The sequence below is a fragment of the Rossellomorea sp. y25 genome, from assembly GCF_038049935.1.
GTDB lineage: Bacteria > Bacillota > Bacilli > Bacillales > Bacillaceae_B > Rossellomorea.
Genome location: NZ_CP145886.1, coordinates 3253515 through 3279597 on the forward strand (window position 1 = coordinate 3253515; position 26083 = coordinate 3279597).

Below are 26083 nucleotides of genomic sequence, written 5' to 3' on the forward strand. Positions count from 1 at the left end.
TTTACAACTTTATTCATGCCGTTTAACGCTTATTCCATTTTCTCTTTCATTCAAAAACAAACCGATTCGGATAGACCCGAATCGGTCAACAGTCTATACACTTTTCTTATTTTGTTCTGTTATGAGATCAGTTTGATGTGGTGTTTCCTTCATAAGAGCCAGATCCAATACTTCTTTTAGCTGTTTCACCGGGATCACTTCGATACCCTCGATTTCACTTAACATTGCCTGCTGATTTTCATAAGGGATGATCGCTATAGTGGCACCAGCCAATTTCGCGCCCTTCACTTTAGCCGTCACGCCTCCGACTGGTTTCACGAGACCATGGATGCTGATCTCACCGGTAACAGCAATGGTATGCTTCACTGGAATTCGGTAAATGGCAGAATAGATGCCCAGTGCCATGGCAATCCCTGCTGAAGGTCCGTCTACGGGTACTCCACCAGGAAAGTTCACATGTATATCGTATTGATCGGCAGGGACCCCCATGGAACGAAGCACCGTAATCACGTTTTCAATTGAGCCTTTCGCCATGCTTTTTCTTCGGATTGATTTACTTCGATCTCCAATGCTTTCTTCTTCCACGATTCCCGTCACATTGATCAGCCCTTTATCCGTTGCCGGGATAACGGTTACTTCAATTTCAAGTAGAGAACCAGTATTGGGCCCTGTTACGGCTAACCCATTTACTAATCCAATAGTAGCTACTTCATTGATTTTTTTCTGATATCGTGGAGAAAGCTGACTGGATTGGATAATCCACTCCAGTTCATGATCAAAGATTTCTTTTCTATTTTCGGTAATGGCTACTCCAGCTGCAATCTGGACCATATTGACCGCTTCACGGCCATTACGGGCGTAAGAGGCAAGCGTTTCAAGACCTTTGTCACTAATCGTCATTTCCACTTTCTCCACGGCTCTGGCAGCTACTTTTTTCACTTCATCATGCTCAAGCTCCCTAAAGAATACTTCCATGCATCTCGAGCGAATAGCTGGTGGAATTTCACTCGGGGTACGAGTGGTCGCACCGATCAAACGGAAATCTGCTGGAAGGCCATTTTTAAAAATATCATGTATGTGGGTAGGAATTTGATGATTTTCTTCATTATAGTAGGCACTTTCAAGAAACACTCTGCGATCTTCTAATACTTTTAATAACTTATTCATTTGGATAGGATGCAATTCTCCTATTTCATCAATGAACAATACCCCGCCATGGGCATTCGTTACAGCCCCTTGCTTCGGCTGGGGAATCCCAGCTTGTCCCATGGCTCCCGCTCCTTGATAGATGGGATCATGCACAGACCCAATCAGCGGATCGGCAATTCCCCGTTCATCGAAACGTGCGGTTGTGGCATCCAGTTCAACAAAAACAGCTGCAGGTTTAAAAGGGGATTTCATATTCTTCTTGGCTTCTTCCAGGACCAATCGGGCAGCTGCGGTTTTCCCGACTCCGGGAGGTCCATAGATGATGACATGCTGAGGATTAGGGCTGCATAACGCTGCTTTCAGTGCTTTAATTCCATCTTCCTGGCCAACAATATCATCAAAGCTTGATGGCCTTACTTTTTCTGCAAGAGGTTCAGTTAATGAAATGGATCTCATCTTTCGTAACTCTTCCATCTCTTTTTTTGACTCTCGATCAATGGAAACTTTTTGCGTTCGCTGATTTTTCAAGAGGTTCCAAAAATACAATCCAATGATTATTCCGAAGAATAACTGGATAAACAAAGCGATGCTAGTAAAGCTCATTCGTCTCCCTCCAAGTAGATACAAGTTGTTATCGGTTAGTATCTCCTTGACCATGTGGGAATAAACAAAAAAATTCTGGTTCTAAAATGAGTAAAAATAAGAAATTCGGGACTATTCCTAAATGCACCTAAGCATGTAATGGTTGATTTCCGCTCCAGGATGCTCGCTTTCCGCGTGGCGGGCGGTGAGCCTCCTCAGCTTCGCTTCCGGGGTCTCACCTGTTCCACTTTTCCCGCAGGAGTCGAGCACCTTCCGCTTCAATCAACAAAACTAATGTAAAAAGTTCTTTTGTAATTTCCATTAATGATACTTTTCCACCACTCCATCAAATCGCTATCTTTGTTCCTTTCTGTTCAATATATACTCACGCATTTTGTTTCATTAAAAAAGCCAAGAATGAAGGATCATTCTTGGCTTTACTTAAGCTATTAAGCTGATGTTTTTTCTTCGTTTGGATCGATCATGGTTCCATCTTCGAGCATTAGATGTGGAGCCGCATCTTCAAGGATCGTTTCTTTTGTAATGATACATTTTTTAATATCATCACGGGAAGGAAGATCGAACATCACATCCAACATCATGGTTTCGATGATAGAACGTAATCCACGGGCACCCGTTTTGCGCTCGATTGCTTTTTTAGAGATTTCAAGAAGAGCATCTTCAGTGAACTCAAGCTCTACATCATCTAATTCAAGCATTTTTTGATATTGTTTTACCAACGCATTTTTAGGTTTTGTCAGGATTTCGACCAACGCTTCTTCATCAAGAGGCTCAAGGCTTGAAATCACTGGTAAACGACCGATGAATTCTGGAATTAACCCAAACTTCAATAGATCTTCAGGTACGACTTTAGAAAGAAGGGATTTGTCTTCTTTTACTTCTGCGTTTTTAGGATCAGAACCGAAGCCAATCACCTTTTGACCTAAGCGGCGTTTGATGATTTGCTCGATTCCATCAAAAGCCCCACCACAAATGAATAGTACATTGGACGTATCAATCTGGATGAATTCCTGATGTGGATGCTTACGCCCCCCTTGAGGCGGAACGCTTGCTACTGTACCTTCAAGAATTTTCAGAAGTGCCTGTTGAACACCTTCACCTGAAACGTCTCTAGTGATGGATGGATTTTCAGATTTTCGCGCTACTTTATCGATTTCATCGATGTAGATGATGCCTTTTTCAGCTTTTTCTACATCGTAATCGGCTGCCTGGATTAATTTCAATAGAATATTCTCCACGTCTTCCCCAACGTAACCGGCTTCTGTTAAAGAAGTGGCATCGGCAATCGCGAAAGGTACGTTCAGAATACGTGCAAGTGTTTGTGCAAGTAAGGTTTTACCGCTACCTGTCGGACCGATCATCGCAATATTACTCTTAGACAGTTCAACGTCATCGACTTTGCTGCTTGAGTTGATACGCTTGTAATGGTTGTAAACGGCTACAGCCAGAGATTTCTTGGCTTGATCTTGACCAATTACGTACTCGTCCAGGATTTCCCGGATTTCACGAGGTTTAGGTACGTCTTTGAATTCTACTTCTTCTTCTGTACCTAGCTCTTCTTCTACGATTTCAGTACAAAGTTCGATACACTCATCGCAGATATACACACCTGGTCCAGCGACTAGTTTACGAACTTGGTCTTGTGTTTTTCCGCAAAAAGAACATTTTAGTTGTCCTTTTTCATCATTAAATTTAAACAATGATTTTCACCCCTTCGTTAAAACTTCATAAAATCGTGCTCTGTTTCATCAAACGAACGATTCCTTACATCCCTATTACCTAAAGTTATGTACTGCATTTTATCATATTATATGTTCGTAAAGAAATTGATACGATTCTTAAGAATCATCTTATTATGTAACACGCATTTTAGCAAATATTTTACATTGCTAGTTAGTATCTTGTCCAATTGAAGTCAGGTAATGTAAGAAATCCAATTATGTATGTTCCTGGTGAAAAGTAATGCAACCCCGTTAAATAAGCTTTTTCCAAAAATAGTGGTTCTTATTCTTGTTTGATGGATAAAGTTTCTTATTAGATAGAGTATAGTATTTTGGCTCATTTTGCCACAGAAACAAAAAACGCCTGGAGCAAACTCGTTTGCTCATACACATAAGTTCGAAGTAAAGCTTAGTGTAGTCGAGATTTTGGCTCATTTATGCCACCATCCTCAAAAGCGAAAGAGCAAACTCGTTTGCTCTATCGCTTTTGAGGATGGTGGCTACTTTTCAGCAAAGCTGAAAAGCGTGTGAAACATTCGTTTCACACGAATGAGTCAAAATCTAGCAGGATCTTCATTTCATTGTACAAAACAAGGCACGAAGAAATCGCGCCTTGTTAGCTATTTTTATTATGCTACAGTTTTGCTGTTTTCAACAAGGAATTCTACTGCTTTACGTACTTTCAGGTCAGCTTTAAGTGTGTCAAGGCCGCCTAGAGCTTGTTTGATGTTGTCAGCAGACATGTTGTATTGTTCAGCCATTTTGTTTACTTCTTCTTCTGCTTCTTCTTCAGTTACTTCAAGGTTTTCAGCTGCCGCGATTGCTTCCAGTGTAAGGTTTGTGCGAACGCGTTTACCAGCATCTTCTTTCATTTGACCGCGAAGATCTTCTTCTGTTTGACCAGAGAATTGGAAGTATAGGTCAAGGTTCATACCTTGCATTTGTAGACGTTGACCGAATTCTTGCATCATGCGGTCTACTTCAGCTGTAACCATTACTTCTGGGATTTCTACTTCAGCATTTTCAGAAGCCTTATTTACAAGAGTTTCACGAACAGCTGTTTCAGCTTCGTTCTTTTTGGACTCTTGAAGACGTTTTTCGATTTTTTCTTTAAGTTCAGCAAGTGTTTCAACTTCTTCGTCTGCGTCTTTAGCGAACTCATCGTCTAATGCAGGAAGTTCTTTCGCTTTGATTTCGTGAACTTTCACTTTGAATGTAGCAGGTTTTCCAGCAAGTTCAGCTGCATGATACTCTTCTGGGAAAGAAACTTCTACTTCTTTCTCTTCTCCAGCCGTTACACCAACTAATTGCTCTTCGAAACCTGGGATGAACTGACCAGAACCTAATTCAAGTGAATAATTCTCAGCTTGACCGCCTTCGAATGCTTCACCGTCAACGAATCCTTCGAAATCCATTGTTACTGTGTCGCCTTCTTCAGCTTTTCCTTCTTCTTTAACAGCAAGCTCAGCTTGCTTTTCTTGAAGTGAAGTAAGTTCAGCTTCTACATCTTCTGCTGTTACTTCTGTTTCCATTTTCTCTACTTCAAGACCTTTGTATTCGCCAAGTTTCACTTCTGGTTTCACTTGTACTTTAGCAGTGAAGATTAGATCTTTGCCTTTTTCCATTTGCTCAACATCGATTTCCGGACGGTCGATTGGATCGATTCCAGTTTCTTCGATTGCTTTCGCATATGCTTCAGGTAAGATGAAATCTAATGCATCTTGATAAAGTGATTCTACTCCAAAGCGTTTTTCGAACATACCGCGAGGCATTTTCCCTTTACGGAATCCTGGTACGTTCACCTGTTTTACAACTTTTTTGAACGCTGCGTCTAAACCTTCGTTTACTTTAGCAGCTTCTACTTCAATTGTAAGAACTCCTTGGTTTCCTTCTTGCTTTTCCCATTTTGCAGACATACTGTTCCCTCCAACAATCTATAATTGATCTTGAATTTTTTACGCATAGTAGTAGATAGTCCTGTATGAATCTAGCACTATCATCGTAAATATATGAAAAACTTTTACATTACAACCATTACATTATAACATACAGCCACTGTCTTTCAACAGACAGCATTTAAATATTAGGAGAGGAAATTTCCTCTAGTTCCCTAAGTCTTGAAAGAATCCCCTGAGATTGCGTGTTTTCAACCTGGTCTTTTAACTCCTTTTCAAGGATCGCATCTGCAAACATCCCCGCTGTGTAGTAGGCATACACCGAAGCGATTTCTTTCGGTTCCTCCTCAAATGTAAAAGGATAGAGAAGAAAGGCATGCCGTTTCAGTAATTCATGCGCGTGCTGAAATAGCGTAGGATTCGTCTGCGCCAAAAGATCATCCAGGGAATCTGTGACCTTGGTGAAGAAATCAGAATCGAACACATCTTCCAATTCAGCTGGTGAAACCCTATCTTCCATTCCAAGCTTAGTAATATCCACTTCTTTATCCACTCCATGCTCTCTAAAAACATTTAAAATCATCGTTTGCAGAAATGGATGGGATTCTGAATCCTTTAAGACAGATTGCAGCTCTCCCATAAAGGGCTTTATGTTACGGTGAACCAGTTGAGCTACCAGTAAGGTTTGCTCCTCTAAACTCTTCCCGTTCAATATGGATGATTGATCTTCTTTAGGGGTCTCTTCATCTGGAATCACTGCTTTACCATTCAATACTTTCTCACTAAAGTGCAGAAGCTTTTTGAAATGTTCTTCCTTTTCAAAAGGCACTTCTTTTTCATCAAACAGGGCGTGGATCGTATCCACTACTTCCCTGTGCTGATGAAGCTGGATGAGTATCATCAAATACATATCAACGACTTCAAAATAGTCGCCGATTCCTTCAAGAAGCATCTCTTTACATATGTATCTCGCTTTGTCGTACTGCTTGCTTTCATAAAGAGAAAGCACGAGTGCCGTATTAATATCGGGATTATCAGGTTCTAATTCATGGGCTTGGGTGAGCAACTGGGAGGATTCATGAACCTCTCCTTTTTCCAGTGCCTGCACGCCCTTTTCCAACAGCCGATCCTTCAATCCCGGGAACTGGACAATCTTTCCTTTTCCTTCTTGGTTTCCCTTAGTCATAAATCGTACCTACCTATACTGTTAGTTTGTATTAGTTTAGCACGATATCTTTTAGATAACAAAAAAAGCTTACCCAATGCAGGCAAGCTTTGTATATGTAGGATTTATGGCGTCCCAGGAGAGATTCGAACTCCCGACCGACGGCTTAGAAGGCCGTTGCTCTATCCTGCTGAGCTACTGGGACGTGATTTGTTTTTCAAGGACAATATTTATTATATTCACATAGCATCAATAAGTCAACAGATTTTCAAAAAAAGTTTTATTTTATTTTCAGCTGTCATTTTTTCATGAAATATCTATATGAAAAGAACCTGCCGTAGCAGGTTCTCACGATGATTTTACAGTTGAAATGTTTGAGTCAATTCGTCCAATGCCACATGATCATGAGTCAGGAATGTTACCTTTATCTCTTGATCCTGAGCCTCTACCAAGGCATAGGTGCGCTCCATTCTTCCCCGCGGTAAAAGAATGCTGCCCGGATTTAAAAACAAAATGCCATTATTCAATTCTGCGCCTAACGTATGGGAGTGTCCAAAGAAAACAAAATGGGCGCCTGCTTCTTCTGCTTTATAACGAAGCTTCATTAGTGACATTTTAATTCCATACAGATGACCGTGAGTCACCATGATTGAATTGCCCTCAACCTTTTCAATAAGGTCGTCGGGTAGCCTGGCATCCATATCACAGTTCCCCCTCACTACAAGGTAGGGAGATAATGCCGGGTCATCTGCACTTAATTCAGAATCTCCGCAGTGTACCATGGCATCTACGGTAGAATGATATTTCTCCGATAGCTCCAATAGCTCTTCTTTTGAACCGTGGCTATCACTTACAACCAATAGTTTCATTCAGCTCACCCTTTAAATAAAGTCTGAGATTATGTTCTTAAGTTTTTTCAATGCATTTCCACGATGGCTGATTTGACTTTTCTCTTCTTGTGTTAGTTCAGCCATGGATTTTCCAAGAGTAGGAACGTAGAAAATCGGATCGTACCCAAACCCATTCGTTCCTCTTTTTTCTTGTAAAATCGTGCCTTCGCATGTTCCCGTAACGGTTCTGGTTTCCCTATTCGGTCCGGCAATCGCTAAAACACAGTGAAAACGTGCGGTACGGTCGGATTCTTCAACAGATTCCAGTTCGCTTAATACCTTCTCCATGTTCGCCTCATCACTCTTTTCTTCACCGGCATAGCGGGCAGAATACACTCCCGGACGGCCTTCCAAGGCATCGATGGCCAAACCGGAATCATCTGCGATCACCAGTTCACCTAATATTTCCGCAACCGTTTCAGCTTTCAGAATGGCATTTTCCTCAAACGTTTCACCGGTTTCTTCAACATCCTCAATATGAGGAAGGTCTAGTAATGTTTGTACCTCATATCCGTATGGAGCAAACATATGTTGAAATTCTTTTGCTTTTCCCCTGTTTTTAGTGGCTATGATCACTCGTTTTGTCATCTACAATCTCATCCCTTTATTGAAATCTTTTTACTATTTCTCCTAATGATTGCTGCTGAATTTGGAATAGCTCGTGGATTCCTTCTTGTCCGAGTTTTAACAGTTGATGCAATTGATCCATCGTAAAGGTTGCTTCTTCCCCTGTTCCCTGCAGCTCTACAAATTCGCCTTCACCCGTCATGATGATGTTCATATCCACTAATGCGCTGCTATCTTCAATATAATTCAAGTCAAGAACCGCTCCATGCACTTCAACAATCCCCACACTTGTGGCTGCTAAGAAACTTTTCAGCGGAAAGGAAGAGATTTTTTTACTGTCTTGAAGCTTAGCCACTGCGATTGCCGTGGCAACGAAAGCTCCCGTGATCGAAGCCGTTCTTGTCCCGCCGTCTGCTTGAATGACATCACAATCAATCCAGATTGTCCGTTCTCCCAATGCATCCAAATCGACTACAGATCTTAATGCCCTTCCAATAAGACGTTGAATTTCCATTGTTCTTCCTGAAACCTTCCCTTTAGAAGATTCACGGATGTTTCTTGTTTCAGTTGCTCTTGGCAGCATGGAATATTCAGCCGTGATCCACCCTTTTCCACTATTTCTCATAAAAGGAGGCACACGTTCTTCGATACTGGCATTACAAATGACCTTCGTCTCTCCAACCGTTATTAAGACTGAGCCTTCCGGATGCTTAACATAATCCGTCTCGATCTCAATATTACGCAATTGATTCTTTTCTCTACCATCTGTTCTCATATCATTACCTCCTGTATTTTCGTGCGTTATGTAAAAATGGTCTAATCAAAAATAGAAGAGGCGGCATTCTGCCAACCTCTTTTCGGGTGCTTCTATCATAGTATATCAAAAAATTGTTATTTAAAAACTAATTACATTCACATTTTCTGGTCTTGTCACTGGTTCTGTGATGGTTTCGCCGTCTTTAGACACTACCGTTGCTTCCCCATTCACTAGTACAGAGACTCCTTTAATTCCTTTTTGCTCTGTTAAAGAGAGAACCAGAGAATTCAGCATATGTTCAGAAACCATTTTTTCTTCAAGGCTTCCATAAACTGCTTCGTTAAAATTCAATGTAACGGTTCCATCTTCAAGTTTCGGATCATCTAATAGTTTTGCACCTGTAAAATCACTTGCAAGTGAAGATGAATATCCTGGTCCGTCTATTAATTCATTCACAACTGCCGTGACTTCATCCACTGAATTTGAGCTCACGCGCTTGGTAACAGGTACGTAATACGTTTTATCGTCACTTTGGGACACATAATAAACCGTCAGTGGTTTTGTACTGGTAGGATCCACAACACCAGAAGTATCCACGTTGATTCCTACTTTTCTCGTTAATCCTTTTTCATCGATCGGTGTTCCGTTAACAGGCATTTCAGTCAGTGGATAACCGTTCACCCGAAGCTCTACTTTTTCAACAGAATCAAATTGAGTAAGCGTCCACGTGACCGACTGAAGAATTCTCTGCTCATCTTCAGGCTGGTAGTTATTGAACTCCGGAGAGAAATCGGCAATGGCCGTTCCGTCTTTAATATCGACCGTCACTTGCGTATCTGCCGGAAGTACGGCTCTAAACCCATTCGGCAGCACATTTTCAACCGGTCCATTTTTGACCAGATACTCAAGAGCTTGCTTAGCTACACTTTCTTCACCTGGAAGTGGGAGTGATTGTGATACAACATATCCATTTTTATCGATTAAATAAAGTTCTGTCATGACCGTTTCAGCCTTTGCTTCTTCCTTGCTCACTTCTTTCTCCCCGTCTTCTCCTTTAGCCGTATCCACTTTCTCCCCTTCTTTTAAGTAGGATAGATCTTGAGGAGGATCGATCTTTTCTTTATCATCACCGAAACTGAGTAATCCACAACCTGAAAGATATACAGAAGAAGCTAAAACCGTTACAGCAATTGACACCTTCGCTTTTTTCGCCATTGGGAAACCTCCTAAAAGACAGTTTGTACTAACATATATACGAGCCTGTTCTATAAAATAGACCGAAACTTTTTGAAAATAAAAAAACCATCCGATCACAAGATCCTACTCTTGTAATCGAATGGTTTCTGCTTTCACTTCCCCGACTGACAGCCAATCGGAGGCAATGCTTGAAAAGATGGCCGATGACCCTGTAGTGAAAAAGCGATGCTGTGGGTGCTGGACTCCTTTGTATAGGAGATTGTAATAATCAAGAATCGTACTCACTTCCCGTGCCGTTTCATCCCCGGAGCTTATCACACTGATCTCCGGACCCATATAGGCTTTAATCTTAGGCTGTAAGAGCGGATAGTGGGTGCACCCTAATATCAACGTATCAATATTCGAATCTTTGATAGGGTGAAGAGTCTCTTCTACTATGTCTGCCGCCATGGAGCTATTGTATTCCCCACTTTCTACTAAGGGGACAAATTTCGGACAGGCGAGTGACGTGACATCCAAGCTGCCGTGCAGGGAGTGAAGAGCTTCTACATAAGCGCCGCTATTAATTGTCCCCACTGTTCCTAATACTCCGATTCTCTTATTATGAGTGTGCTTGATAGCCGCTCTCGCTCCAGGATGGATGACGCCTATTACCGGGATGTCCAAATGGGTTTGAATTTCATCCAACACAACCGCAGTGGCCGTATTGCATGCAATAATCAACATTTTCATATCAAATTGCATGAGATATTGGGTCATTTCCCATGTGAATATTTTCACTTCTTGAGCTGTTCTGGGTCCGTAGGGACAACGGGCTGTGTCACCGAGATAATAGATGGTTTCTTTAGGTAACTGCCGCATCACTTCTTTAGCGACGGTTAGCCCCCCTACCCCTGAATCAATGATGCCAATTGGTTGAATCACATTATTCCCTCATTCTTGTTTCATTTCTTGATGAAGTTTCGCTAAATTATCTTTTAATAATAGCACTTCTTGTTCAGAGAAATCCGTTAAGACACTCTGTAAATAATTTTGCCTTTTATTGATAACCTCTTCAATAATTCTTTCGCCCTCTTTTAACATATGAATCCGAACGACTCGACGATCATTTTCATCCTTCACGCGTTCCACTAACTGATTCTTCTCCATTCTATCAACTAGATCCGTCGTGGTACTGCATGCAAGATACATTTTATTCGAAAGATCACCAATGGTCATATCTCCATATTCAAATAACCACTGCAGCGCTATGAACTGCGGCGGGGTGATGGTGTACTGACTTAAGATTTCTCTTCCCTTTTGCTTGATGATGGAGGATATGTATCGCAGGTCTTTCTCAATATCTGCAACAACTTGTAAATCTCCAATGATTTCTTTAGAATTCGTCATGATTACTCTCCTTTTAAATCAGAAACTGGACATAATTCCTTATTGAAAACGGGAATCGGTCATGTAGACCTTCCTGTTTTAGCTTCTATTATATTATGGGACCTAAGTGACCTTTCATTCAGCCTAGACTCCCCTTATTAGCATTTTCGCCTTTTTCGGCTGAAAATTCAAGACAAGTTCACGAATGGACCTGAACTAAAAGAGACTGACTCTCATTCAAACATTAAAAGGTATCCGCGGAAGACCCGTTAATTGTTTGCCATTAGAATCAGTCCCTTACATTTAAAGCTTGAGTTCCCCCATGCGAAGAAGCTCTACAACAGCTTGAGATCGCCCCTTCACTCCAAGCTTTTGCATGGCGTTGGAAATATGATTTCGAACTGTTTTCTCGCTAATAAATAGATCACTAGCAATTTCTTTAGTTGTTTTGTCTTGAACCAACAGTTCGAATACTTCTTTTTCTCTTTTGGTGAGCAACGGTTTGTGTGTAAAATCATTGTCCTTCAATTATGGTAACCCTCCTTGCCTTCGCCAGCTTTAAACCGCGGGGATGGGTATTGTCGGTCGTCAGAATATCATATGTGAAGGGAGGGTTTAGAGTGACATAGAGGAGGAAGTTAAATGAAAAATAGGCAACGGATTATTTCACACACTCCGAAGGGCTAAGAAACCGCCTTTTGCAGTCAAGCTTTGCCTTCATTTCTTCCGTCCAGGGGACACCTTTTCCAGTCTGTTTCGATATTTGGACCATGGTTCCTCTACCTGTAAAGCAAACCTCTTCTTTTTCATTCAGACCCATATAGTGTAAATCTACAGAGGAATTACCCACACTATTTGCCTTCACACATACCTTCAGCTGTTCGTCGAAGAATACTTGTTTAACAAAATCACATTGTAAATCTGCGACGACAGGAATCGTCTCATGATCAGGTTTTACCCAATTTTGCATAAACCCTTTGTGTTTAAAAAACTCGATTCTAGCTTCTTCGAAATAAGTGAATGGAATCGTATTGTTCATATGTCCAAACATATCAGTTTCGGAAAACCGAACCTTTATATGGATTGAAAATGAAAACTCTTTTTGCCATGTTTCTATATCTTCAATGTATGTAAAATGGTTCAAATTGGCTCCTCCTTTTGGGAAATGAATATAGAACAAGAAAATGAATCACCATTCATTATTTATTATAAGCTTTTTCTGAAAAATAAGAAACCTATAAAGGACAAAAAAAACACTCTCCCGAAGGAAAGTGCTTTTAGATGTTTAAGATTAGTCAACCATATGGTCGCTTCCGAAGAAGTTTTTAAACATTTGGAACGTCGTCTCTCTGTTCAGTGCAGCGATCGAAGTTGTTAAAGGAATACCCTTCGGACAAGATTGAACACAGTTTTGAGAGTTCCCACAGTTTGCAAGGCCACCATCGCCCATGATCGATTCAAGACGCTCATCCTGGTTCATAGCCCCTGTTGGATGGGCATTGAACAAGCGAACCTGTGATAATGGAGCAGGACCGATGAAGTCCGATTTACTGTTTACGTTTGGACATGCTTCCAAGCATACACCACATGTCATACATTTCGATAATTCATACGCCCATTGACGTTTCTTCTCAGGCATACGCGGTCCGGGACCAAGATCGTATGTTCCATCAATCGGGATCCATGCTTTTACTTTCTTCAAGCTGTCAAACATGCGGCTGCGGTCAACCTGCAGGTCACGAACGACAGGGAAAGTGCGCATAGGCTCAAGACGGATCGGTTGTTCCAATTGATCAACTAAAGCTGTACAAGACTGTCTCGGTTTCCCGTTGATCACCATTGAACAAGCTCCACATACTTCTTCCAGACAGTTCATATCCCAGTTAATCGGAGTAGTTTGTTCCCCTTTTGCATTGACCGGATTACGACGAATTTCCATCAATGCAGAAATGACGTTCATATTCGGACGATAATCAAGCTCGAACTCTTCTTGGAAAGGGGCTGTTTCCGGGCTTTCTTGACGAGTAATAATAAAACGGACTCTTTTGTTTTCACTCATCATTTATTTCCCCCTTTTTTCTTAGAATAGTCACGCTTACGTGGTGCAATCAGTGAAGTATCTACTTCTTCGTAATGGAATTCCGGAGAATTCGTCGCAGCATTGTATTTTGCCATCGTCGTTTTCAGGAATTCTTCATCATTACGTTCAGGGAAGTCAGGTTTGTAGTGAGCCCCACGGCTCTCGTTACGATTCAATGCACCGATTGTAATAACACGGGCAAGCTGAAGCATGTTCCACAATTGACGGGTGAATATTGCCCCTTGGTTACTCCATTTAGCCGTATCATTGATATTGATATTTTGGTAACGTTCCATCAATTCCTGGATCTTTTCATCGGTTTGTTTAAGTTTATCGTTATGACGTACAACGGTTACGTTATCCGTCATCCACTCACCAAGCTCTTTATGAATGACGTAAGCATTCTCAGTACCATTCATGGACATGATGTTGTTCCATTTTTCTTCTTCCTGTTTCACATAACGATCGAATAAAGAAGAAGGTACCGACTCAGCCGTTTTTTCTAAACCTTCGATATATTTAATGGCATTAGGTCCTGCAACCATACCACCATAAATAGCGGATAGTAATGAGTTTGCTCCTAAGCGGTTACCCCCGTGCTGAGAATAATCACACTCACCAGCAGCGAATAATCCAGGGATATTTGTCATTTGATCATAGTCCACCCAAAGTCCACCCATAGAATAGTGTACCGCAGGGAAGATTTTCATTGGCACTTTACGCGGATCATCACCCATGAACTTCTCATAAATTTCGATGATTCCACCAAGCTTAATATCAAGCTCTTTTGAATCTTTGTGGGATAGATCAAGGTAAACCATGTTTTCACCGTTGATACCGAGCTTTTGATTTACGCACACATCGAAGATTTCACGTGTTGCGATATCACGTGGAACAAGGTTTCCATATGCAGGATACTTCTCTTCGAGGAAGTACCATGGCTTACCATCTTTATATGTCCAAACCCGTCCACCTTCACCACGGGCAGATTCACTCATCAGGCGAAGCTTATCATCCCCAGGGATGGCCGTCGGGTGGATTTGAATGAACTCACCGTTTGCATAGTAAACACCTTGTTGATACACGATTGATGCTGCCGAACCGGTGTTGATGACAGAGTTTGTAGATTTACCGAAGATAATTCCAGGTCCCCCTGTTGCCATAATCACGGCGTCCGCTGCGAACGATTTAATTTCCATTGTCTGAAGGTTTTGGGCAACGATTCCCCTTGCCACTCCTTCGTCATCTACCACGACGCCAAGGAATTCCCAGCCTTCGAATTTATCCACTAGTCCTGCTACTTCATGACGACGAACCTGCTCGTCCAGAGCATATAATAATTGCTGACCAGTCGTTGCACCGGCGAAAGCGGTTCTATGGTGCTGTGTTCCACCGAAACGACGGAAATCCAGTAACCCTTCCGGTGTACGATTAAACATTACTCCCATACGATCGAGTAAATGAATAATTCCTGGTGCCGCTTCAGTCATTGCTTTAACCGGCGGTTGATTCGCTAAGAAATCCCCACCATACACTGTATCATCAAAATGTTCCCAAGGAGAGTCTCCTTCTCCCTTAGTATTAACGGCTCCGTTAATACCACCTTGTGCACATACAGAGTGAGAACGCTTAACGGGTACCAGTGAGAATAAATCTACTTGCGTTCCTTTTTCTGCTGCTTTAATTGTGGCCATCAGGCCGGCTAAACCACCACCGACAACGATGATTTTCCCTTTACTCATCGTGACTCACTCCTTTTCCTACCATACTTCAGAGCATTTACTGAATCTATTAGACTTGTATCTATTTCTTCTTATACGAAGGCGAAAATTGCGCGCATACCGACCACCGATAACGCTACAAAAATTCCGATCGTAACATATGTAGCAATTAATTGAGAACGAGGTGAAACGGTAATTCCCCAGCTTACGCAGAATGACCAAAGACCATTCGCAAAGTGGAAAATCGTTGAAAGAACACCCAGTACATAAAACCCTAGCATGAATGGATTTGATAAGATGTTTTCCATCATTTGAAAGTTCACTTCAGCTCCGAATGCTGCCGCAACTCTCGTTTCCCACACATGCCATGTAACGAAAATAAATGTGATTACTCCGGAAACACGTTGAAGTAAAAACATCCAGTTACGGAAATAGCCAAACTTACTTGCATTGTTCTTAGAAGTGAATGCAATGTAAATTCCGTAGATTGCATGGAAATACAATGGAAGGAAGATGATAAAAATTTCAAGGAAATAACGGAAAGGAAGACTTTCCATAAAGTGTGCCGCTTGGTTAAATGATTCTTCCCCACCAGTGGCAAAATGGTTCACGACTAAATGTTGTGTTAAAAATAATCCAACTGGAATAACACCTAGCAATGAATGAAGCCTGCGATAATTAAATTCTCGATTTCCAGCCATGATTTACCCCCCTTAATGATAAAATATGAATTCGTTTTCTAATGCATTTTCTAAGAATGACTAGACGACGATACATATTTTATATTGTAACAATTATGTGACATGTTCATTTTACTCCCAAGGAGTGGAAGCGTCAAGAAAACGTATACATAAATTCGACAATATCGCAAAAATATTTTTAATATATTGATAACAAAAAAGATGAGGTATTGCCTTGTTAAATGTTCGAAAATTCAAATAAATATCAAATAAAAGTTATACCACCAAAATATCCCATGGTTATTTTTTCGAAGTATGGGATGATAATTCCCCTTTTCATGTATATAATAGTTTTATAGAAAGAGGGGATTTACTTGGAACAGAAAAAAGAAGAAGTACATCAACCGTCCGTTCCAATCTTCGGATATGAAATTTTACGTGACATGTTGATTCCAGAAATTTTAGGAAAGCATACACCCGATATTTTATACTGGGGTGGAAAACAGCTCTCTCGGAAATTCCCCCTTCAGTCATCAGAAGAACTGGTATCGTTTTTCGATGAAGCCGGCTGGGGAACTCTTGCACTGCTGGAACAAAAAAAGAATGAGATGACCTTTGAAATAAGCGGACCGGTGATAGAACGACGCCTTTCCTTAAAGTCGGATGTCACATTTAAACTGGAAACGGGCTTTCTTGCCGAACAAATACAGTTACAAAAAAAATGTGTGGCAGAAGCTGCTGACGAACTACATAAACGGAGTCATTCAGTTAAAGTGATTGTAAGATGGGACGAAAAAGATAAAGTAGAATAGTCCTGAACAACATACTTTTAATTCTTTAATAAAGGGTTGCCCCACTTGATGGGGCAACCCTTTTTCACTTGTCCCGTTCTATGCTGCTTTAGTATTATAGCGTGATTTCTTCCATCTTCACCGCGTCCAGGTTAAATGCAGTATGTAGGACGCCTGCCGCTTTTTGCATATTTTTCTCGTCTACCACTGCAGATACTTTGATTTCAGAGGTGCTGACCATTTTCACCACGATGTCATTTTGAGCTAATACTTCGAACATTTCCGCTGCAACACCTGGATTTGAGATCATACCGGAGCCCACGATGGATACTTTGGAAAGCTCACTTTCATGTTCAACATGGGTGAAGCCTAATTGCTCTTTGTTTCGTTCCAGAACAGCGAGGGTCTCCTCCAAATCCTGTTCTTTAATCGAAAATGATAAATTGGTCGTATTCTGATCGGTCTGGCTTTGAATGATAATGTCTACATTCAGATGATTTTTGGCTAAAGTGGTAAACACTGAAGATAGTCCAGTTAATGCGTTACCCAGTCCAAATACAGTGACACGTGTAATTTCAGCTTCAAAGGCTACGCCTCTCACAATTAAGTTTTGTTCCATGCTTGCTTCCTCCTCAATATACGTTCCTTCAACTTTTTCGATACTTGACCTGACCTCTAACGGAATTTGATAATTCTTGGCAAATTCCACTGCCCGTGGATGCAGGACTCCAGCCCCTAAATTAGCCAGTTCCAGCATTTCATCATAGGAAATGGACGGTAACTTTCTTGCCCCTTTAATATAACGCGGGTCTGTCGTATATACCCCGTCTACGTCTGTATAAATGTCACAACGCTCTGCTTTCAGGGCAGCTGCAATTGCTACAGCAGTTGTATCCGATCCACCGCGGCCGAGTGTTGTGATTTCACCCGTTTCTGTCATGCCCTGGAATCCGGCTACAATCACAACTCTCCCGGATTGGAGGTGGTCCATCATCTTTTCAGTATGAATATTGGTAATCCTCGCATTGCTATGAACGGATTCCGTTTCAATCCCGGCCTGCCAGCCTGTAAAGGAGATGGCATCATGTCCTGCTTGGATCAGAGCCATCGTAAGGAGTGAAATGGTCACCTGTTCCCCGGTTGAGAGCAGCATATCCATCTCTCTTTTACTCGGTTGTGATGTAATTTCCCTTGCCAATCCAACGAGGGTATCCGTCGTTTTCCCCATGGCAGATACCACCACCACTACATCATTACCTCTTTCTTTTTCTTCCGCAATTCTTGACGCAACATTTTGAATTCTTTCTACAGAACCTACTGAAGTCCCACCGAATTTTTGAACAATAATACTCACAGCTTCTCCCTCTTTCTCATTGAGTGAAAATTCACGACTCATTTTTTGATGGTGAAGAGTACAATCACAATCATCCTACACGTTCATAGAACAGGTTCTTTTCCAAGAAAAGTTCCTGTGCTGGATAATAAAAAAAGCAATGAGAATAATATCTCATTGCTTTATGAACATACAGCAGAACAAACAAAATAGGTTCATCGGCATTGTGAGATAGCTCTCCAAGATTGAATCATCTTGACAATCCTACATTTCTTAAACGTAGAACCAGCGGAATCAGCATGAGACTGAAACCACTTCGGCGAATCTCCCCTTTTCAGGCATCTCAACGGAGCTCATACTCCTCTTTGCCTGTACTCTTGAAGCTCGCACCTCTATCACCACTTTAAAAAGTGATAATGTTATAAATTTTTGTTAATTATAGCACAGGGGAAATATTGATTCAATGTCTAATTGAAACAATATTTCATTTTATTATTCTTTCGTGAGCTGTATTGAATGAGCATGCGGTGGTTGATTTCCGCTGCAGGTGCTCGCTTTCCGCGGGGAGGAAGTCGAGCCTCCTCGGGCTTTGCCCTGCGGAGTCTCGACCTTTCCTCTATTTCCCGCAGGAGTAAAGTGCCTTCCGCTACAATCCACTCTGTGCTTCTAATGCAACAAAGACTTTATGGGATAAGTGGGAAGACATACTGAATTTGACAACTAATTGCACGTAAACTAAGACCATAATCAACAACACTTAGATTCTAATATCCTTTACTTCAACTTCTCATTCAAAACCTTCGCAACAGCTTCCGGAATCCCTATCTCAATAAACTCCTCCACCGTCGCTTCTTTCATTTTCTTCATGGAACCAAAATGTTTAAGAAGCTGCTTCTTACGCTTCGGTCCGATGCCGTCAATCTCATCCAGGGTGGACTGGAAGGCGCTTTTCCCTCTGAGCTGGCGGTGGAACGTGATGGCAAATCGGTGAACTTCATCCTGAATCCGTTGCAGCAAATAAAATTCCTGACTTCGCTTTTCAAGAGGAACAATTTCCAAAGGATTCCCATACAGCAGTTCTGACGTCTGATGCTTATCGTCTTTCGCAAGGCCGCCAAGAGGAATATCCAAACCTAATTCATTCTCAATGACATCCCTCGCCGCTTCAATCTGCCCTTTCCCGCCATCGATAATGATGAGATCCGGTAAAGGGAGACCATCCTTCAAGACTCTCGTATACCTTCTGCGAACAACCTCCCGCATGGAATCATAATCATCGGGACCCTTGACGGTTTTGATTTTGTACTTTCGATACTCTTTCTTTGCGGGTTTCCCGTCAAGAAACACAATCATGGCAGACACGGGATCGGAACCTTGAATATTCGAGTTATCAAATGCTTCGATCCGGAAGGGAGTATATATGCCCATATGTTCACCAAGACGTTCAATTGCCTTAATCGTTCTTTCCTCATCTCTTTCGATTAGGGCGAACTTTTCTTCAAGGGCCTGCTTCGCATTTTTCTCAGCAAGCTTCACCAGCTCTCTCTTCTTCCCCCGCTTTGGCTGGGTGATTTTCACGTCTAACAGCTTAGCAGCCAGTTCCTCATCAATCACTTCAGGCAAAAATATTTCCTTTGGCTTAAAGTGAATGGATTTTGAATAAAACTGTCCTAAGAAAGTAAGAAATTCATCCTCGGGTTCATTGTATAGAGGGAACAGTGACACATCCCGTTCAATAAGCTTACCTTGTCGTACGAAGAATACTTGTACACACATCCAGCCTTTATCGACCGAATAGCCAAATACATCGCGATCGGTGAAATCAGTCATGGTCATTTTCTGCTTTTCCATCGTCGCTTCAATGTGGAGTATTTGATCACGGAATTCCTTCGCTCTTTCAAATTCCAGATTTTCAGATGCTTCATTCATTTTCACCGTTAGTTGATTCTTAATGTCCTTGTAGCCTCCATTTAAGAATCGGGATATTTCGTCAGTCATTTCACGGTACGTATCTTTGCTCACTTCTTTAATACAAGGAGCAAGACATTGGCCCATGTGATAGTACAAACACGCCCGATCGGGAAGGGTGGAACATTTCCGTAACGGATACAAACGATCCAGCAGCTTTTTCGTTTCATTAGCGGCTCCTACGTTTGGATACGGACCAAAGTACCGCCCTTTCCCCCTTTGAACTTTACGGGTAGTGATGAGCCTTGGGTGCCTTTCGTTCGTTAATTTAATAAAAGGATAGCTTTTATCATCCTTTAACATGACATTGTACTTAGGATCATATTTTTTGATTAGATTCATCTCGAGTACAAGGGCTTCCAGATCAGATGAGGTCATGATGTATTCAAAGTCCTCTATTTCTCCTACTAAGCGTTGAGTCTTTGCATCATGAGAACCCGTAAAATAGGACCGAACACGATTCTTCAATACTTTTGCTTTTCCCACGTAAATAATCGTGCCTTGCCTGTCCTTCATTAAATAACATCCGGGCTGATCTGGTAATAGAGCTAATTTATTGGTTATGGTTGGGTTCATTGTCTCTCTCCCTTCTTGTCCACCCATTTATAGACTGTGATGGTTGAATAAACAGGATCGAATAACTCCTGTGAATGAAATGATTGGACTTTTTCTATTTTTCGATCAAGGTTTTCAATACCCTGTTGTTTAAATCCATTAACCACTGCATCGGTCAGATAGATCTCTTTTTGTGTATGCTCAATGTCTTGAAGAAATTGAGCATACGTTAACACGCGCTTATGTGAGTACGGTACATCAAGATACGAGTATACCCTTGTTTCTTCCCATGTGTACACTATCAGGGGAATTTCATCATTTTTCTCCTCGAAGAATGACGCAGTTTTATATACTGCTGGTGGTGAAGAGTGGTAGCCTGACAACACACTCACACTTGTTCCTATATGCAAAATAAACCACAGGCTCAGGATGATCATCTTCAAGGTACTAAGTTTTTTCATCCATCCAGTTAATAAGAAAAATCCGAGTAATAAGGCCAGAGGTAGAATATGTCTCGGCTTATCAATATTTTGAGCAAATAGGCCCCAGAAAAAATAGGAGCTGAATGCAATCAGGAGTAATGTAACGCCTGTACCAGGTTTCGTCCACCTTCCTCCATTTTTACCCGTAACTAGAAAGAGGAGCAACGTGATGACCACGATGGAAAGTGATTGAGTAAATAATCCGTTCCAACCTATATTGATAAATATATATTTCCCTAATCTATCAAAAAATCCTGTATCGGGCTCTACCGTTCCTCCCCATTCAGTAAAGTGTCCGTCTGTAAACCCAAAGGCAATCTGCAACAGGGTATGGAGACTTCCTGCATTGGCTGCCAAAGCCGATAGCCATACCCCTTGAGAGAGTAGGAGGAGAATCAGATGAAAAGCGATGGCTTTCACTTTTTCTGCACTATTTCCGCTCTCCTTCAAAAACACAAACCAATAGTATAGGATCCCCACACCAAAACCGATATAGGATAACCGGATTCCCATCAAGATGGCGAATAAGAGAATGGGAAGAACAGCCGCATCCTTCGTCTTCAGTATGACAGCCCTGTGCAGGCTCCATAAGTACCACCATAACACTGCGATAGCGGCACCTTCGCTCATTGCTTGAACGGTCATCGTGCTCGGATATGAAAGGGAAAATAGGAAAAGCGTCGCAATGATGGCCTTTTTTCTCCCAAGGTAATGGCCGAATAGCCAATAAACAGGAAAAATCGAGCTAACCATCAATATCGTATTAAAAAGCTGAAGCGATAGAACCGGGTCATCGATAAAGATGTGAACCATCATTCCCCCGAAAATAAAAAAAGGATACCCTGGAAAATGAGGCTGCATCTTCAATAAATCAAATTCGATGACTCCGAGAGCATAATCGACTTCGTCCCAGCTTGAAGCATAGGGCGGAAGCAATATAAGTCTGTATATAAAGTACAGGCTGAAAACAACCAGTATACTAATCAACCATTTGTTCAAATGTTTATCGGTCATTGATTTTCTCCTGTTTCTCTCCAAATAAAAACCAACTCAGTTTGAAAACCTTCTTAGCCTATTGTAAGGCTTTCTAAGAATGGTTTCCAATCATGAGTTGGTTCAGGGGGATTTAAGCATTTATTGAATTCACATTATCCGATTTTTTGATTGTCTTTTTCTGTTGTTCGATCCCTGCAGGCACGGACTTCCGTTTAAATGGGTTAATGAGTTTATCCGTTCGGATCAGGTAAATCCATAAGAATACGAATCCGAAGTAGAACCAATAGGCAAGCACCTGTTCGATCGTCGGGTTGTGGCTATAGCCGAACATTGCCGCCATGAACAGACCGACTTGACCACTGATCAGAACCTCATTACCTGTGTCTCTCTCATAGTGAAGCTCATCTTGAAAGTGTTCAGGCATAATCTCCACAAGATTATATACTTCCGCTGGTTTTCCTTCTGCTGTTGTATATACTGACCCCATTATCCCAAGATCCTGCAGAATTCCTACTCCTTGAACAAGTAAGCCGGCTGCGATGAACATAATCAGCAAACCTGTCACATTAAAGAACGTTTTCAATTTGAATTTCATTGCACCTGAGAAGAACGCATAACCGAGAACCATGGCAAGTAATAATCCACTAAGCGCTCCGTAACTTGTGAATACTTTCGTTACGTCTCCTCCACTGATGGCAGCGAAGAAAAACACGGTTTCGACACCTTCACGAAGAACAATGAGATAAGAGTGAATAATCATGGCGGATACACTTCCTGCCGTCAGGGCCGCATTGATTTTCTTCTCCATTTCCGTGTTAATTCCTTTAGACTGTTTCCTCATCCAGCCAACCATATGAGTCAGCAGAAGTACAGAGGCAAACATGATTCCGACCTTTAAATATACTTCCGCTCCAAAGCTTGCAAAACCTGTCAAGACGACTTGGAACAGTAAAGCGACTAAAAAGCTGGATACAAGAGCAAGCAATACTCCCACGTATACCCATTTCTTATATTTGTCTGCTTTCAATCTTGTAAGATAAGAAAGAATCAGCCCTACAATAAGAATCGCTTCTAAAGACTCTCTCAGTGTGATCAAAAATGCTTGGAAATCCAATTTATTTCCCCCTTTGTTACCTCGGTGCTACTGTTTATTTTTACGCTTATTGATCGTAATCAGAACAATGAGAATCAAAATCAGAGCAATTGAGAAGTAAAGCCAGAAGCTGGAACTTCCTCCTTCACCAATCCCATCTAAAAACCCAAGATTCTCCTCGTTTAAATGACTTTCATCCGCTTTTTCAGAAGGAATCGGAAATAACGGTCTCAAGCTATCGATGATTGATTCCACTTCTTTATCGAAAGCCTCGGGATCATTATCCTTGCTTCCGATTCCAAACAATCCCGGATTGCCCAAAGAATTTAACGCAGAATCAAATGAAGCATAGATTTTATCTGCATCTTCCTGGCCCTTTTCTTCCACCATAAAAGGTTCTAAAACATTAAAGGTACCTCTTGCCTTTGCAAGGAGAAGCTTTGCCTGGCCATAGTCATCAAACTGCTCTTGGGCAAAATGCAGTCTTCTTTCGATATTCAGCATCAATGCCGCTCTCCAACTTTCTAATAAAAGATCCTTGTCTTTTTCCTCGAACGCTTTGTTTATGTCGGGCTGCACCTTTGAAAAATACAGCTCAAAATCCTTTTCATACGAATCATATATTTTCTTCGCGGTATCCCAGTCATCATTTGCTAAGCTGTTTTCCAGCTCTTTATACGCTTCAGCGATTTTCTCTTCTCCTGGATCCCCATAAGAATAAGCAGATGCCTGCGACGGGATAAATATGTAATTGAGAATAAATATCAGTGAAAGACTAAAAAAAAGGCTTTTTTTCATACGGAAATCCTCCTGTATTTTCAATGATAATGATTATCATTATACTTGTCAATACGATTTTAAAGGCCTTCAATGGATGTTGCAGAAATTTTGTGAACATTATAATCTATATCCACTTTTTCAACAGGCCGTTTCATTTCTTTTACGATAGCCGGAAGCACATTAAACATATAGGCTTTGAACTTGATGAAGGACTGTCCCTTCGTCCTAACTCTATATTCAATCGGCACCTCCGTCATTCTGAAACCTTTACGCATGATATTTAGAGTCACCACTTGAGCATAATTATAGTCATGAATGATTTCTGCATGTTCCATTACTTGTTTAGAGAACGCCCTCATCCCTGACTGACCATCATAGATCCAGGTTCTCAGCAACACACATTGTAGTAAGGTAAAACAATAATTGCCGAGGCGTCGATGGATTCTCATCCCGTCGATGGTCCCCTTAAAGCGGGATCCCATTGTATAATCTGACTGATTTGTAAAGATCGGCTCTAACAGCTCAGGTATTTGAGATGCAGGGTATTCTCCATCCGCATCAATCATGACACCGATATCCGCCCCTTTTAGCAGTGATTCCTTTAACCCTCTTCTTACTGCCGCACCTAAGCCTGAATTACGTTCCATATGTACGATATAGTCTGCTCCTGCTTCTTCTGCAACCTTAACGGTGTCATCGGTCGACCCATCATTCACGACAAGTACTTCCACCTGAACATCAGGATGAAACTCCCTGGGAATGTCACGGATGACATCCCCGATGGTTTCTTCTTCGTTATAAGCAGGCAAAAAAACAACAACCTTCTGTTTATTCACGATGTTCTTCCTTTCTTCTAAATGCTTCTTCTAAAACAGGTCCACGTGCATGGCTGGGGAATGGTGCTCCCAGAATATGAGCGATGGTGCTGGCCATGGAAACAAGGCTATGCTTTGATTCCACCTTGCGTCCCTTATGGATATTAGGTCCATGCATGATAAATGGCACGAATCGTTCTCCTTCATCAAGATGTCCGTGTCCTCCGATTCCATCAGCCTGTCCATGATCGGCACAGATAAATAATGTTGTGTTATCCATCTTGCCTTCCTCTTTCATCCATTGGACAAAGTCTTCAATCAATCGGTCTGCTTCATTTATTTTTTGTAAATACTCGTCGTATAAAACCCCGCGACTGTGACCGGTTTGATCGGTCCCGATCATTTGTACGATGAATAAATCCGGATCTTGCTCTTTCATGATATGTTTCGCTTTTTTCATGATTGTTGGATCGGCTTTATCGTTATGCATGACGGCTGTGAACGTATCAACGTCAGACCCCATGGAATCGACCAGATGGGCAACCCCTAATAGCCTTCCCTTCTTCCCTACTTTACGTAAAGAGTCAAAAATGCTTTCGACTTTAATCCCCAGCTTCCAAACCATATTCGAGGTGATCCCGTGTTCGTATGGATACGTCCCGGTGAACATGGATGAAAAGCAGACAACCGTGCGGGCAGGATAGACCGTCTCCATGTTGGAGAATTCTGTTCCTTCTGCCTTGAGGGAATCCAAAAACGGGGTTTCCGCTTCTTGAAAACGTTCCTTCCTCATTCCGTCCACTACGATGACCACGACACGATCTGCCCGATCTTCTTTCCAATCTTCTGCATCTTTAGCATATTCTTCATACATCTTGGGCTTCCAGTCGAATAAATAACGGTGAAGAATGAATGTGAAAACCAGAAGACCTCCAAAGAAGCTTAAGAACTGAACGATTGGCAGCTGCTGGCTTGTATCGAGGAGTGAGTACGTGTACTGCCAGTAAGCCAGTAATAATAGAAATTTAGGAAGCTGCTCCTGAGCATTACCACTTGTAGAGTCACTGTTCTTCAATACGAGCTTCCAGAACCTTGTGAAGTTGAGCCACGATGTTCCGATGCGGAGGTGGTAATATAATGTTCCCCAGAATAAAATCGTGAAGAAAAAGTAAAGACCGATTCCTAACAGGGATAACGCGAGATTCCATTCCCATCCAATGATTAAATAAGCCACAATCGGTATCCACAGATAGTTTCTTAAAAACAAGGGGAAGTCATAAACAAAAAATAATATAAAAAGTGGCAGGGTGATCGCTAAACTAATCGTGAAGTTCAGCCAAAATGATAGCGATGCAAAATCACCAAGATGAAAGAGAAGCATCGTACCTACCGTAAAAATGGGTGTGAAGGGCTTTCCTTCATTTAATAAATTCCAGCAGCGTGCTGCTACCTTTTCAAACTTAGAGGCGCTTTTCAC

Annotated in this window: 23 protein-coding genes, 1 tRNA gene and 1 riboswitch; of the genes, 1 reads left to right on the plus strand and 23 read right to left on the minus strand. The window is 41.6% G+C overall.

Annotated features, from left to right (window positions below; translation table 11 throughout):
- Positions 1–93: 93 nt before the first annotated feature.
- The 16 genes from lonB to AAEM60_RS16650 form a co-directional block, all read right to left on the minus strand.
- Positions 94–1752: an ATP-dependent protease LonB gene (gene lonB, locus AAEM60_RS16575; RefSeq protein ID WP_299738825.1), complete on the minus strand. Its 1659-nt coding sequence runs from the start codon at positions 1750–1752 to the stop codon at positions 94–96.
- 428 nt (positions 1753–2180) lie between these two features.
- Complete coding sequence (clpX, locus tag AAEM60_RS16580; protein WP_113969530.1) at positions 2181–3452, minus strand: ATP-dependent protease ATP-binding subunit ClpX; 1272 nt, start codon at positions 3450–3452, stop codon at positions 2181–2183.
- Between the two features lie 650 nt (positions 3453–4102).
- Positions 4103–5389, minus strand: a complete 1287-nt coding sequence (tig, locus tag AAEM60_RS16585) for a trigger factor (protein ID WP_299738829.1) — start codon at positions 5387–5389, stop codon at positions 4103–4105.
- Between the two features lie 160 nt (positions 5390–5549).
- Positions 5550–6554: a tetratricopeptide repeat protein gene (locus tag AAEM60_RS16590; protein WP_299738831.1), complete on the minus strand. Its 1005-nt coding sequence runs from the start codon at positions 6552–6554 to the stop codon at positions 5550–5552.
- 107 nt (positions 6555–6661) lie between these two features.
- Positions 6662–6738 (minus strand) — tRNA-Arg (locus tag AAEM60_RS16595).
- Between the two features lie 154 nt (positions 6739–6892).
- The gene (locus AAEM60_RS16600) at positions 6893–7402 is read right to left on the minus strand and encodes a metallophosphoesterase (RefSeq protein WP_299738833.1); all 510 of its coding nucleotides are present in this window, start codon (positions 7400–7402) and stop codon (positions 6893–6895) included.
- 12 nt (positions 7403–7414) lie between these two features.
- Positions 7415–8011, minus strand: coding sequence for an XTP/dITP diphosphatase (locus AAEM60_RS16605; RefSeq protein WP_299738835.1), 597 nt, complete (start codon positions 8009–8011; stop codon positions 7415–7417).
- A gap of 16 nt (positions 8012–8027) precedes the next feature.
- The gene (gene rph, locus AAEM60_RS16610) at positions 8028–8765 is read right to left on the minus strand and encodes a ribonuclease PH (protein ID WP_299738837.1); all 738 of its coding nucleotides are present in this window, start codon (positions 8763–8765) and stop codon (positions 8028–8030) included.
- 120 nt (positions 8766–8885) lie between these two features.
- Complete coding sequence (locus AAEM60_RS16615) at positions 8886–9962, minus strand: GerMN domain-containing protein (RefSeq protein ID WP_341356687.1); 1077 nt, start codon at positions 9960–9962, stop codon at positions 8886–8888.
- Positions 9963–10067: 105 nt separating this feature from the next.
- Positions 10068–10868: a glutamate racemase gene (gene racE, locus AAEM60_RS16620; RefSeq protein WP_341356688.1), complete on the minus strand. Its 801-nt coding sequence runs from the start codon at positions 10866–10868 to the stop codon at positions 10068–10070.
- A 9-nt stretch (positions 10869–10877) separates the two neighbouring features.
- A complete protein-coding gene (locus tag AAEM60_RS16625; protein WP_299738843.1) occupies positions 10878–11333 on the minus strand; it encodes a MarR family transcriptional regulator in 456 nt (151 codons plus the stop codon).
- Positions 11334–11615: 282 nt separating this feature from the next.
- Entirely contained in the window at positions 11616–11840 is a 225-nt protein-coding gene (locus tag AAEM60_RS16630; protein ID WP_032087424.1) for a response regulator transcription factor, read from the minus strand.
- 133 nt (positions 11841–11973) lie between these two features.
- Positions 11974–12456, minus strand: a complete 483-nt coding sequence (locus AAEM60_RS16635; protein ID WP_299738853.1) for a thioesterase family protein — start codon at positions 12454–12456, stop codon at positions 11974–11976.
- Between the two features lie 147 nt (positions 12457–12603).
- Positions 12604–13371 (minus strand): succinate dehydrogenase iron-sulfur subunit, encoded by a 768-nt coding sequence (gene sdhB, locus AAEM60_RS16640; RefSeq protein ID WP_299739653.1) that lies wholly within the window; start codon positions 13369–13371, stop codon positions 12604–12606.
- On the minus strand, positions 13371–15134 hold the full coding sequence (gene sdhA, locus AAEM60_RS16645) for a succinate dehydrogenase flavoprotein subunit (protein ID WP_299738855.1): 1764 nt from the start codon (positions 15132–15134) through the stop codon (positions 13371–13373). The genes sdhB and sdhA overlap by 1 nt, the downstream gene beginning before the upstream one ends.
- 71 nt (positions 15135–15205) lie before the next feature.
- Positions 15206–15814, minus strand: coding sequence for a succinate dehydrogenase cytochrome b558 subunit (locus AAEM60_RS16650; protein ID WP_044340478.1), 609 nt, complete (start codon positions 15812–15814; stop codon positions 15206–15208).
- Positions 15815–16167: 353 nt separating this feature from the next.
- On the opposite strand from AAEM60_RS16650, the gene AAEM60_RS16655 reads away from it, so the two are divergent.
- Positions 16168–16605 carry a YslB family protein gene (locus AAEM60_RS16655; protein WP_341356689.1) on the plus strand — a complete coding sequence of 146 codons (438 nt, stop codon included), beginning with the start codon at positions 16168–16170 and terminating at the stop codon, positions 16603–16605.
- Between the two features lie 94 nt (positions 16606–16699).
- Here AAEM60_RS16655 and AAEM60_RS16660 read toward each other — a convergent pair whose 3' ends face one another.
- The 7 genes from AAEM60_RS16660 to AAEM60_RS16690 form a co-directional block, all read right to left on the minus strand.
- The gene (locus AAEM60_RS16660) at positions 16700–17938 is read right to left on the minus strand and encodes an aspartate kinase (RefSeq protein ID WP_299738861.1); all 1239 of its coding nucleotides are present in this window, start codon (positions 17936–17938) and stop codon (positions 16700–16702) included.
- 203 nt (positions 17939–18141) lie between these two features.
- A riboswitch (Lysine riboswitch) is annotated at positions 18142–18320 on the minus strand.
- A 371-nt stretch (positions 18321–18691) separates the two neighbouring features.
- The gene (gene uvrC, locus AAEM60_RS16665) at positions 18692–20461 is read right to left on the minus strand and encodes an excinuclease ABC subunit UvrC (RefSeq protein ID WP_341356690.1); all 1770 of its coding nucleotides are present in this window, start codon (positions 20459–20461) and stop codon (positions 18692–18694) included.
- A complete protein-coding gene (locus AAEM60_RS16670) occupies positions 20458–21936 on the minus strand; it encodes a nucleoporin-interacting protein (protein WP_341356691.1) in 1479 nt (492 codons plus the stop codon). The genes uvrC and AAEM60_RS16670 overlap by 4 nt, the downstream gene beginning before the upstream one ends.
- A gap of 112 nt (positions 21937–22048) precedes the next feature.
- A complete protein-coding gene (locus tag AAEM60_RS16675) occupies positions 22049–23032 on the minus strand; it encodes an FTR1 family protein (RefSeq protein ID WP_299738868.1) in 984 nt (327 codons plus the stop codon).
- A gap of 27 nt (positions 23033–23059) precedes the next feature.
- Complete coding sequence (locus tag AAEM60_RS16680) at positions 23060–23809, minus strand: hypothetical protein (protein ID WP_299738870.1); 750 nt, start codon at positions 23807–23809, stop codon at positions 23060–23062.
- 59 nt (positions 23810–23868) lie between these two features.
- Positions 23869–24627, minus strand: coding sequence for a glycosyltransferase family 2 protein (locus tag AAEM60_RS16685; RefSeq protein ID WP_299738873.1), 759 nt, complete (start codon positions 24625–24627; stop codon positions 23869–23871).
- Positions 24620–26083, minus strand: coding sequence for an ectonucleotide pyrophosphatase/phosphodiesterase (locus AAEM60_RS16690; protein ID WP_299738875.1), 1464 nt, complete (start codon positions 26081–26083; stop codon positions 24620–24622). Before AAEM60_RS16690 ends, AAEM60_RS16685 begins: the two co-directional genes overlap by 8 nt.